6 protein-coding genes and 1 pseudogene are annotated in these 12525 nt (G+C 35.4%); 1 reads left to right on the top strand and 6 read right to left on the bottom strand.

What is annotated here, in order from left to right; all coding sequences use genetic code 11:
* Positions 1-182: 182 nt before the first annotated feature.
* The 3 genes from ArsFIN_RS05890 to ArsFIN_RS28750 form a co-directional block, all read right to left on the bottom strand.
* Positions 183-1016 (bottom strand): SDR family oxidoreductase, encoded by an 834-nt coding sequence (locus ArsFIN_RS05890; protein WP_026823249.1) that lies wholly within the window; start codon positions 1014-1016, stop codon positions 183-185.
* A gap of 108 nt (positions 1017-1124) precedes the next feature.
* Complete coding sequence (locus ArsFIN_RS05885) at positions 1125-2261, bottom strand: iron-containing alcohol dehydrogenase (protein WP_026823248.1); 1137 nt, start codon at positions 2259-2261, stop codon at positions 1125-1127.
* A gap of 399 nt (positions 2262-2660) precedes the next feature.
* The gene (locus tag ArsFIN_RS28750; protein ID WP_407062034.1) at positions 2661-2747 is read right to left on the bottom strand and encodes an AcrZ family multidrug efflux pump-associated protein; all 87 of its coding nucleotides are present in this window, start codon (positions 2745-2747) and stop codon (positions 2661-2663) included.
* A 411-nt stretch (positions 2748-3158) separates the two neighbouring features.
* On the opposite strand from ArsFIN_RS28750, the pseudogene ArsFIN_RS05875 reads away from it, so the two are divergent.
* Positions 3159-3896, top strand: a pseudogene (locus ArsFIN_RS05875) (TOBE domain-containing protein).
* Between the two features lie 139 nt (positions 3897-4035).
* Here the strand turns inward: ArsFIN_RS05875 and ArsFIN_RS05870 are convergent.
* The 3 genes from ArsFIN_RS05870 to ArsFIN_RS05860 form a co-directional block, all read right to left on the bottom strand.
* A complete protein-coding gene (locus ArsFIN_RS05870) occupies positions 4036-4470 on the bottom strand; it encodes a DUF4041 domain-containing protein (RefSeq protein WP_051297063.1) in 435 nt (144 codons plus the stop codon).
* 383 nt (positions 4471-4853) lie between these two features.
* On the bottom strand, positions 4854-11018 hold the full coding sequence (locus tag ArsFIN_RS05865; protein ID WP_167876665.1) for an invasin domain 3-containing protein: 6165 nt from the start codon (positions 11016-11018) through the stop codon (positions 4854-4856).
* A 199-nt stretch (positions 11019-11217) separates the two neighbouring features.
* Positions 11218-11700 carry a hypothetical protein gene (locus ArsFIN_RS05860; RefSeq protein ID WP_026823245.1) on the bottom strand — a complete coding sequence of 161 codons (483 nt, stop codon included), beginning with the start codon at positions 11698-11700 and terminating at the stop codon, positions 11218-11220.
* Between the last annotated feature and the right edge of the window lie 825 nt (positions 11701-12525).

Genomic DNA, 12525 nt, shown 5'->3' with positions numbered 1-12525 from the left:
TAGAATTAAGGCAATATCAAATATTCGCCATAAACCAAAAAACCTACAATCTCGGACAAATAACTGCTCATAGATGGCATAAATAAATAAGCCCAAAACCCTTTATTAACTAATTTTTGGCGTCAAGCATCAATTTTACTGACAGTTTAGATGCCAAATAGATCTTGCAGTAAATTCTCTAATTATAGACTCATTGGCATATTACCAGGATCAGGGTAGTTATATTCGAATCCCAGCTCCCGGCAAATACGGCTGCCATCAATGATTTTGCCAGCAATAGGCATTGATTCAGAAATAAATTCCGGCGGTTGCAAGGCTACCTGTTGCGATGCCGTTGTATAATAAGATGATCTAATTGGATGTTCAGGTGCGCATAAATTATAAATATTGCCACCTTCTGGCCGCAATATTAATAACTTTATTGCAGTGATAATATCATCTTGGTGAATAAGATTAACCGGCTCATTTCCGCCTGTTAATGCTGTTTGGCCCGCTAAAAACCGTCCTGCATGTCGAGCTTCTCCCACTAAACCCGCTAGCCTAAGAATATCTACCGATATATTAGGTAATTGGTGTAACCAATTTTCTACCTCCACCAGCGTTTTACCTACCTCGGTATTAGGGTATAACTCCGCATCTTCATTCAAAGTTCCACTTTGTGCACCATATACTGAGGTTGAACTGGTAAAAATAATACGCGGTATAGTGTAGGAAAGCGCAGTATCAACTAAAAGTTGTACCGCCTTCAAATAGCCGATACCCCCTTCTGCCGTTTTATTTGCCGGTAACATAATAACCAGCACATCCGTAGCATTCATTAACTGCACCAGATCTTCGGCTTCACACTCAATATCTGGCGTAAGTAGTAGCTGGTAACAATCAATACCTGACATTCTTGCTGCATTTACACCATCTGGCGTAGTTTTACTACCAACCACATCCATTCCTGAGCGCATTAACTCAAGTGCCAAGGGTAATCCTAACCAGCCTAATCCAATGATAGCGACCTTCTTCATAAATCTCACCACCTCCGATCAACTTAGTAGTTACATTATACTTACCCTACTTATTAATATAATTCAAAGATCACAATTCTCTAACAATAATTAGTTATAACATAAAGACTACATTGCTGATTGGTAAATCGCGATCAAATCAGTCAAATTCGCCTGAACAGGATTAGTGATACCGGAAGCACTTTTTAATGCTGCTTTTGCTAATTTAGCTAAATCACTATCCTGTACATTCAATCGTCTCAGTCCTGACGGCAGCCCAAGATCACAATTTAGCCGCCTTATTTCAGCAATACAAGCTTCTGCACCACGTTGATCGGTCATATGAGCAATTCGAATCCCCATTGCACCCGCAATATTTTTTAACTTTTTTGCCACTAGCTTCAGATTAAAAGCTTGTACTTGAGGTAACAAAACGGCATTGCAAATTGTGAGTGGTTGATTATAAAAATGGCTCACTTGCCAGGCTAAAGTCTGTACATATCCCTGCGAAGCATTGTTAAAAGCCATACCCGCTAGAAACTGGGCATAAGCAATATTTTCATGAGCCTGTAAATCTAATGAATAATTAACCGCTCGGCGTAGAGCATTACTCAATATTTTGACAGCACTCAACGCACATGCATCAGTAACAGGATTAGCGGCTGTAGAAACATAAGCCTCAATGGCATAAGTTAAAGAGTTCATCCCTAATGCAGCAATGAATTCACTTGATAAACCCAGCATTAATTCCGGCTCAGTTACTGACAATAAGGGCGTAATGCGTGATCCGGCTATAGCCAAATTGATTAATTCATTCTTAGTTTGATCAAGCAGTGGATTAAAATTATCAATATTTGAGGCGGAAGTTGTATTAATGGTAATTAAAGGCCATGGTTTTTTAATATTATCACTAATAAAAATTGATTGATGAGATTGTAAATAAATCATTGCTTTTGCATAATCATAGGCAGCTCCCTCTCCAATTGAAACAATACAATCAATTTGCTGCTGTTCATAACAACCGAGCGACTGTTTTACGATTTCTAATGATGACACCAATTTTGCATCAGTAAAAAGATGACTTTTAATCTTATTATGTAAAAAAACTCTGGTTACTTTTTCAACCAGACCACTGTTCATTAAAAAAGGATCTGTCACTATAAGCACATGCTGATAACCATAATCCTTCATTAAATTTACCACATCGACTAAACATCCCCGGCCAATTTTATTGATAGTAGGAATGCAAAAAGTTGATGGCGGCATAATAATTATCCTTAAACTAAATAAAATAAAACAAATGAACTTATCGTGCTATCAAATAACAACCAAGCTATTTTTTCACAGTTAGAAATAAAAATCGCTTTATCAATCACTAAGTCAATTTACAGTTTTATAGTTTATTTATACTTTTAAACTAAACAGACTGATTTTATTTAATATTTTGGCATTAGTAAGCCATCAAGTAGGGTATCAAGCTTTTGCAAAACAAATAATAAAGGACTAAAAATAGAGAATGGCGAGGTAATTGAGGCTTCTTTTATATATAAATATGTCACTCAGATTAAAAATAAGTAATAAAATGCCTGAAAAAGCATAAAACGCTTTTTCAGGCAATGCCAAAAAATTTTGGCTAACTATCAAGAGAAGATAAATGAATTAATGTTATTTCTTTGAGTGATGGAATTGTGCCTTGGACAATAGGTTAAAAAGCTCGCCAATGCCATAAATTAATAACATAATTCCACCCATTACAATCGGCACCATACAGAGTGCAAAAAGCATACTTTTTAAAATATCCAGCATTAGATAGCCTCAGCAAAATAATAATTCATTCTATTAGTAAGATATAAACCTAATTAAATAGTAAACTTATAAGTTAGATTATTCTATTTATTTTTTATTTTGAAGACTAGCACTAAAAGTTTTCATTTTTTTACACCGATGGTAGGTTTAGTGACAGAAATTACTAAATTTTAAAATATTAATCTCTAGTAGCCGATATTTATTCGAAACAATAGATAAGTCTTTATTCTATTCACACTATTTGCTATAACAAAGGGCAATAAAAACAATATACCTGATAAGCGTGTTTAGGTTAATAAGGCTATTTTTAATAGATATTTTTTAACCTTAAAACTTCATGATTAACTATTTGCTGATGTGCGGCGGTTAAAATTACTCAACTTATATAAAATCTTCCCGTTCGTTCAAACAAGCAGCCCAATTAACGGTTATGAGTTATAAAAGCACCTGGCATGCAATAAACGAAATGAATCAAATCGCTGATAAAACCTTACTGGCTAGTGCTACCGGCGGTAAAGGTGGCGGTGGTACCGTTTTAACTCCCTACAGCGAACGTTTACTACAACGGTATGATTATTAAAACAAATCCAACAAAAAGCCTTTCATGGGTTAAATGAGGAAGATTTACCGTTCGATAGTTTACTGGCGGCAATTTCACGTTTTTCATTGCAAAATAGTGCGCGTAATCAATTCGTTGGTACTTTGAGCGAATATGATAGCCACTCAATTCAGCAAAATATCAAAGTTCAATTAACCAATAGTAACACCATTATAAATGCATCATTAACTAAGCAAAGGATCAAACGATTATAATTAACAGCCGGCAAAGAAGTTTTAATTTTGCGCAAAGCAGCCGCAATAAAATTATTGCCACCACAAACAGTAACAGCGGCAGCCGATAATAGCGTAACAGGAACGGGAGTTGATATTGAAAAAGATGAAAGAAATAGTGAACTGAAAATGAAACTAAAGGATGGATTATCACTTTGCTCTATTATGTCAAATCAAGCAATAGCAGAACAAAAGATAAAAATTGACAGTATGGTAACGGCGGTTTTTGCTGCTAACCAGATTATCGTCACAACATTACAATAATTGCCCATCTTAGCATCAGATTAATTTGATAAAATTTATTTTAACATATAAAAGCTTAATAAAATCAGTCAATAATTAAGCTTTTATAATAAAAATATAAAACAATGAGATTAATATTATACCGATAACAGCAAATTAACTATTTTTGATAGGAGTCAACTAACTTCTGTATTTTCTTTTTGGTGCTAACAAAATTATTATACTTTACCTTGGCACAGAGTAAATCAAGTTTGGTATTAAGTGCCATTGCTAACAGATTTTTTGAATCACTATCCATAATATTCTTATTGATATTCCAATATTTAATATCATCCATAATCATAACGTAATCTTTAATATATTTTTGATATTTAACGGGTTCTGTTTTTTTAAGTAGATTTAAGTGATCAATACATTCGTTGTTTGTTGAGGAAATAATAATTCCATTAAATAATATTCCAGATTTGTTGACTGGCGATTCAACTGCGGCTGTTTGGTTATCAATATTGCTATTTTTTTTAGCGAAACCCGCACATCCGGTCAACAACATAATAGCGAATAATACACTAAACAGATTTTTTTTATTGTACGTCATGTCATTGAATCCTAAAATATTATTTTCTTTTATCTACACGAAATCACAAATACTAAATTAACTGATAAAAGAAGTAAACAACTTTCTTATCTAACGATTAATAAAGCGATCTACCTCTCAGATTAATCACCATGGCTTTGAAATACAAGTTGCCATCCCTGGAGGGTTAACTTCGTCCTGATAACTTTTATTTCAGTCGAAATAGGTTTAATTTTGTTTGCTAATTAGAGTAACAATTTCATTTTTAGCAATCGATAAACCAAGTTAAAAATAATTAAAGCTACTTGTTAACAATTAAATATTTTCTCCATTCTATTATTTATCAATCCTGAATGCATATCCGTATGCATTCAGTTTTTACTAATTGATTTACTTAATTATCGTTACTTTGGTTCAGTATTAGTTATCTGATCAATAATACGGATCTCTCCAGTATTACCATCTAGTTCAAATACCTCCCACCATAAGCCTTCACCTGATGTTGGTATATCATATTGGCTGACTTGGGTACCACCATTTTTGTCTTTTTGGGCAACCACCACCTTGGCATGCGAAGTAGTAATTGCGGGGTCTTTGCTAAAATTATGAACTGCGTAACGATAACGCCCTGGGTTTAACTTTTTAATGGTGATGGTTTCAGGCCCAAAACCCTCTCTCGCATCTATGTCAAGAATTGCACTGCCATCTGGCGCCTTTTTATTACTAAAACTCACATGGAATCGATTGCCAGTATTCGTATCACCCCATAGATGGGAATCTAAATCTTTAGGGGTAGGACCCCATGATAAAATAATACGGGCATAATCATCCCCTAGCTCCGGTGACAAAATAATTTTCTGCAACTGTTTTTCTGGATCATTGATTCCAAGCTCATAATCAACAAAACCTTGCGCTTTGGTTTTGAGGGTATAAGGTTGCTCAATCAGATCTACGATAGTGAATTCTCCTTTGCTATCGCTGCGTGCCTCGTATTTAGCTTTAGAATTGCTATCTGAAGTGTAAAGTTTAATTTCTGCATTAGCGATCCCTTTACCATTTACCGCATTAACAACCGTCCCATTTAAATTAAACTTACGATAAAAATTGACTTTTTTATCTGCGACAATCGCTTCATCATCGCCTTTTTTGGCTGAAACCTGTACGCCAGCTACCGTAACAGTAGTACTGGTCAAGGTGATGCTAGCTTTACCCTCAGCATTAGTTTCACTCTCACCATTATTCGATAAGGTAACGTTATTACCCTTATTCTGTAACCATTTTAGGGTAATATTTGGTACTGGATTATCGTTGGCATCCTTGACCAACGCCGTAAAGGTAAAGTTATCACTGCCATTAGCCACTTTACTGGTATTATCGCCATCCAATGTCACCTGTTTTAATACCGCTGTTTTACTATCAGCTGTCAAAGTGACTTTAGTCTCGATAGCGAACTCTTTGTCATTAACCTTCACTTTAATGGTTGTCACACCAGCAGTTTTTCCTTTCAATTTAGCCGTGTAAATCCCTTTATCATTTTCTTTCACTTTATCGAATTCACTGTTCGCCAGGTTAGTTGTAAATTCAACTTTTTGGCCAGTAATCGGATTATTATTGGCATCCATCAATGTCAGGGTTAAGTTCGAGGTCTTTTCGCCATCAGCAACAATAGTGGTAGGATCGGCGACAAGCTTAGATTTCTCTACGCTTGGATTATCGCTATCTGGCGTTAAAGTCACTGTTACTGCTGCCGGAAAGTTTAACTCCAATTCATTGAATTTAACCGTAATGTTACTATTGCCCGCCTGGGTTCCAGTTAGTTTTGCTGTATAAACACCATTACTTTCCTCGATGATTTCGCTTACTTTGCTGTGTTCTAGGCTGGTATTAAACTTCACTTTTCCCTTATAACCGGTGATTGGATTAGCGTTAATATCGACTAAGCTTAACCTTAAGGTCGCACTATCTTTCCCATTAGCAACAATCGTAAGCGGTGTCGCAGTTAGCTTAGATTTCTCTAAACTTGGCTTACTGCTATCTGCGGTTAAAGTGACTTTAGCGCTATTCTTAATCTGCAATACTGCATCATTAACTTTAACTTCAATAGAGGCTTCACCAGCAGTTGTACCGATTAATTTAGCAGTATAGATCCCCTTTCCTTCATCCTTGATTTCTTTTGCATGACTATTGTTCAGGTTACTGTTGAACTCGACTTTCTGACCTGCTAGCGGATTATCGTTCACATCTAACAATGTCAATCTTAATGTCGAATAGGTTTCACCGTCAGCAACAATCGTTGTCGGCTCAGCTTCTAATTTAGAGTTATTCTCACCCGGTTTGCTGTTATCGGCGGTTAATGTTACTTTAGCGGTATTCTTAATCTGCAATACTGCATCATTAACTATAACGTCAATAGAGGCTTCACCAGCGGTAGTACCGGTTAATTTAGCGGTATAGATCCCCTTCCCTTCGTCCTTGATTTCTTTCACATGACTATTCTTTAAGTTACTGTTGAACTCAACTTTCTGACCAGCGATCGGATTACCATTTACATCTTTCAAAGTTAATTTCAAGGTTGATGCGTCTACACCATTAGCAACAATCATTGCAGGTTCGACTTCTAACTTAGAATGGTCGCCTCCAGGGTGACTACTATCGGCGATTAAGGTTACAGCAGTTTTCTTACCAACCAATAGTTCACCATTAACACCAACACTAATTGTGGCTTGACCGGCTTTTTTACCAACTAAAAGTGCTTCATACACTCCATTACCTTTGTCGGTCACCTTCCCAATCTGGCTACCTGCCAAGTTATGCTCAAACGTTACACCTTGCCCCGCAATTGGATTACCGTTAACGTCTTTCAATTCCAACGTTATTGTTGAAGATATTTTACCATCAGCAACAATACTTGTAGGATTGGCGACTAAATTTGATTTTTCAGCACTCGGTTGAGTACTATCAGCAATCAACGTGACTTTTACCATTTGACTTACATTTAATGATTTACCATTGACTTCAACACCAACAGTAGTTTCTCCCGCTGTCGTTCCGGTCAATTTTGCGGTATAAACGCCGTTACTCTCCTCCGTTACTCCTACTATTTCGCTATTTACCAGACTAGTGTTAAATTTCACTTTATCTTTCAGACCAGGAATGGCATTACCGTTAATATCCTTTAAGGTTAATTTTACCGTTGAAACTGCCTTTCCATTAGCCACAATGCGAGTAGGATTAGCTTCTAGTTTCGATTTATCAGCGCCAAGTTTACTGCTATCCGCAGTCAATGTAATAATAACTGGAGTTACATTTAACACAACATCATTGACTGTAACACCAATAGTAGTTTCTCCTGCCATTGTTCCTGTTAGTTTCGCGCTATAAACACCACTATTTTCCTCTACGATTTCATCAAATTTGCTATTTGCCAAACTGGTACTAAATCGCACCTTAGCTTTATGGCCAGTAATCGGATTACCATTAACATCCTTTAAGGTTAGTTTTACGGTTGAAAAATCCGTTCTATTAGCCACAATGTGGTTAGGATCAGCGGCTAGTTTCGATTTATCGGCGCCAGGTTTTGTACTATCAGCAATCAAAGTGACTTTTGTCGCCTCTTTCATATTTAGTGCGCTACCATTAACTTTAACACCAATCGTTGTTTCGCCAGCCTGAGTACCTGTAAGTGTTGCGCTATAAACGCCTTCACTGGTTTCTTTTGCTGTAGTTATCTGACTATTTGCTAAACTACTAGTAAAATCAATTTGCTGACCGCCAATTAAGTTATCATTAGTATCTTTTAGTACTAAAGTAACAGTGGAAGTAGCCACGCCATTAGCTACAATAGTAGTAGGAACAGCGGTTAATTTGGATTTCTCACCACTTACATTACCACTATCAGCGGCTAAAACGACTATTACAGGACTAACTGTTAACAGCTTACCGGCAACTTCAACACTGATTTCAGTCTTGCCGGCTTTAGTCCCGGTTAATGGTGCAATATATATACCACTACTACTTTCCGTTACCTGACCTATACTACTATTAGCTAACGAGGTATTAAATTTCACTGTTTGGCCAGCAATCAAATTACCATTAACATCCTGCAGCGTCAGTTTCAATGTTGAAACTGACTTACCATTAGCAACAATTCTGTCAGGTTTGGCTTCCAGTTTAGATTTAACTGGGCTTGGGTTTTCACTATCTGCGATTAAAACTACTTTTACGGTCTTATTTTTCAACACTGAACCATTAATTTTAACACCAATGATGCTTTCTCCAGCAGTGGTGCCGGTTAATTCGGCGCTGTAAACACCTTTAGCAGTCTCCTTTATGTTATTAATGTGACTATTAACTAAACTAGTGGTAAAGGTCACTTTATCACCACTAATAGGATTGCCCTGCGGATCCTTCAGTTCAAGTGTTAAGTTAGCTACCGCTTTACCATTAGCAACAATTGTTGCGGGTTGAGCAGTTAATAACGATTTTTCTGCACTTGGACGACCAGTGGCAAAGGTAACCGACTGCTTTTCTTCCTTACCATTAACTTCAGCGGTAATTTCACTTTTACCCGCTTTAGTACTGGTAACGCCAATAATCAGCTCTCCCCGTTGGTTAGTATTCGCGCTTCCACCATTGTCAATTATTGCGCCATCGGTTGCGGTTAGAACAACTGGCATATTCTCGACTGTATTACCATGTTCATCAGTTACTAATGCATACAGCGTATTTTTTTCTTTACCATCGGCTAATGCTTTATCTCTGGTAACCGTTAATTTGGCAATCTGAGCTGAATTTCGATCAGCACTAAACTTGAGCGAGCTATGTTTATAATTACCATTTTCCATCGTTGCGGTGATCTTGCCTTCCCCCGCTACTTTGCTGCTTATATAAATAACTGCTTTTCCTTGGTTATCGGTAGTTGCTGTTATCCCCTTTCCATTGCTAGCACTTTGAGTACCGCTAAACAATGTTACACCCGATTGACCATTGGGTTGTTTTAGACCATCGACGTGGAAAGTAATAACTTGTTGAGGTAATGGTTGCCCATGTTCATTAGTGATGACTGCGGTAGTGGTAAAACGATCCTGATTATTAGCAGGTAAAGTGGCATTAGGCTCGACAATCAAATCATTAACCACATTCTTGGAAGGTTTTACTCGTATTATGGTTGTGGCTCTGTTCGATTCATTGTCATTATTATCTATCCCCACCGCACTGATTTGATATTCTTGCGCAGCATTACTCTGTGTCTTATAAACATAAGCCGGCAAAATAATTTCCAATTGGGTTGGTGAAATAATCTGATAACTACCACCATTGGCAATAAAATTAGGCGAGACTGTCCAGTTGATTTTTTTCAAACCATATTTGGTTTTATTGATGGTAGCAGGAATAATCAACGTTTCTTTTGCTTCCGCTCGCATTTCAGCGGGCAAAGAAATATTAATTAATTCTTGTTTGCGATATTGCATAACAATATCATAATTTCGATCGACAAAATCATACTTATTGCCAACCAAACTACGCATAACATCAACCGCATCAGGATCTAACTGTTGTGACAAAGGCACACCAAAGCGATAAATAATATCCATACCAACCATAGTGTCATTACGATCACCGGCCGCATGCTCCCCTTTCAAGGTTATTAATGGTATGGGTGTGTAATTTATGCCTAATGTTAATGCATAAGGATCGTCTTTTAATTTATCGGGATCGACACCGGTACCAAGATGAACACCTTTGCCAAAATATTTTTCATATTTAATACTACCACCCAATTTAGGGTAAGTCGGTAAATAGGCTTCTGCACGAACATCAAAGCCGGTTGCTGGACGCTCATCATAATCATCCATTATAAATATCTTTGATTGGTGCCAATCAGTTAAGCCAAAATAGCCATTAGCCGCTAATTTTAGATAATCTGTCCAAGCTTCACCGCCTAGACCTAAGCGGGCATTACCTCCGGTGTAATCATAGTCATAGAAAGTATTAATGCCATACATCCAATCGCCCCAATATTGGCGATAACCTAACCCCAAATTTAGAGTATTTCTATCTTTATTTGTTCTTAAACCTAATTGGGTAAAAAGCAGACTATTTATACTATCTATAACAGGTAATAAAAAATCACCAGTAAATGTTCTATCGCTGCTGATAGAAACACGAGCGCTACCATACTGAGTTAACCAATCATTTAGTCGCTGGTTAACTAATCCTTCAGCAATATTTTTTGCATAACCGATAGAAGCATCAATTGCATTTCTATTGGCTAAAATATTACCAACTTGGCTGGCAATGGAAGCTAAAGCTTGATCTGTATTGTCTTCAGTGGGGGCTTCAGTTCCACCTAAATTAGGTAAAATAGGATTAATTGTCTCGGCACTATTAGCCTTAATTTCAAGGCTGGGTGGCATTTCTAACGGATAATGTCCTGAACTTAAGCGTTCAGAAGGAAATAGAGAGATTTCACCCTGAGATAATGATGCGACACTATCTTTCGTAACGTTATCATTACTCTCTTTGGCATCATTCATTAAGGATTGAATCCCTGAGATAGTATCAGCCATCTCAGCATTTTCGACTGCATTTGCTATTGATATAGAAGAGAAAAATAAGGGGAAAAATAATTGTATTAAAAGCAGCCCGTGCGCGATTATTTTCCTTCCATTGGATGAAAAAGGCGTCATAATTAATTTACTCTAACAAGTACATTCATAGTAAGAAACCACCTTCAATTAATTAAAGGTGGTAGAACAACAATAATATTTAAATACTTGATAACGCTTTAACTTTTTCTTTTACGCTTTGAAAACCAGAGAATTGAACTTTTGAGCATAGCGTGTCTAATTTAGTGCTCAAGGTCATAGATAATAATTCTTTTGAATCTTTATCCATAATATTCTTATTAACATTTAAAAACGTATAATCTCTGCTGATTTTATTATAATCATTAGAATATTGTTGGTATTTACCACCATTAGCTTCTTTTAAAAAATTAAAACGATCAACACATTCATTATTTGACGAGGCAATAGTAATACCATCAAATAACATACCTTTTTTTTCTATATAATTTCGCGCAGGAATACTACTTTGATTGTTGACAATAGGCGCGCCGTTTTTATTAGTTTGACTCGCTGTCTTATCATTTACTTTATTATTCATCTTTTTTGACACAGGTACAGAACAAGCATTTAATAAAAACATAGCACCAAATACTAAAGCGCACTTTTGGAAATTAACATTCATAACAAAGCCTTTATTCAATTACGTAGCTAATTAACAAGCTCCATTAAGGAGCCATTTCGAGTGATCCAAACTAATAATTCAGTACTACACAACATCATAAAAATGATAGAAAAAAGTAGTACTAGTTTTTTAATAAAAAAAGATAATCGTTTCGACATATAAAAGTGAATTCTTAAAATTTTATTAATAATAAAGTAAAGTAAAAATGCTCACTTTTAATAAAGTAAAATATTGAATAACTATTAGTCATAGATAAACTATATTTATAAATAATTTGATAGCGGTTAAATTATATTCAAATATAAATTATTTAAAATTTTCAACAACACGTATTCTCATCAAATAGATGATTAGATTAAAGTATGAACTAAAACAAAAAAACAAGAATAAATTCTATAAGTTAAGCTTGTAGTGAGTGAAATGATATATATAAATATTAAAACGGCAAATCGTTTTAATCGATCATAAGTCAAATATCAATAGATAAAAACTATCAATCTTTAACTTACGATCGTTTTTCCCAATGAATTAAATTAATAAAAATCAATAAGATATAAAAAATGAAAACATTTAGATACATATTTAATTATAGTTTAACTATACAGAGATTACAAAATTACATATTATTCGTTTTAAAACTAATATAGAAAATAAAATTAAATGATATTGCAAAATAAATCATTATGAATACAACTAAATAAAAACAACTTAATAACAAATTACTTTGAATATTCTCAATAACTACCAGGTATTGAATAAGGTACTTTACAAGCTATAAATTAATAATCACTAAACGAATATTTTATTTAATCGATTTGGAAAGAT

The sequence above is a fragment of the Arsenophonus nasoniae genome (assembly GCF_004768525.1).
In the GTDB taxonomy this organism is placed as follows: Bacteria; Pseudomonadota; Gammaproteobacteria; order Enterobacterales; family Enterobacteriaceae; genus Arsenophonus; species Arsenophonus nasoniae.
Note: the sequence above shows the minus strand (reverse complement) of the source record. Positions and strands in the feature narration are given on the sequence as shown.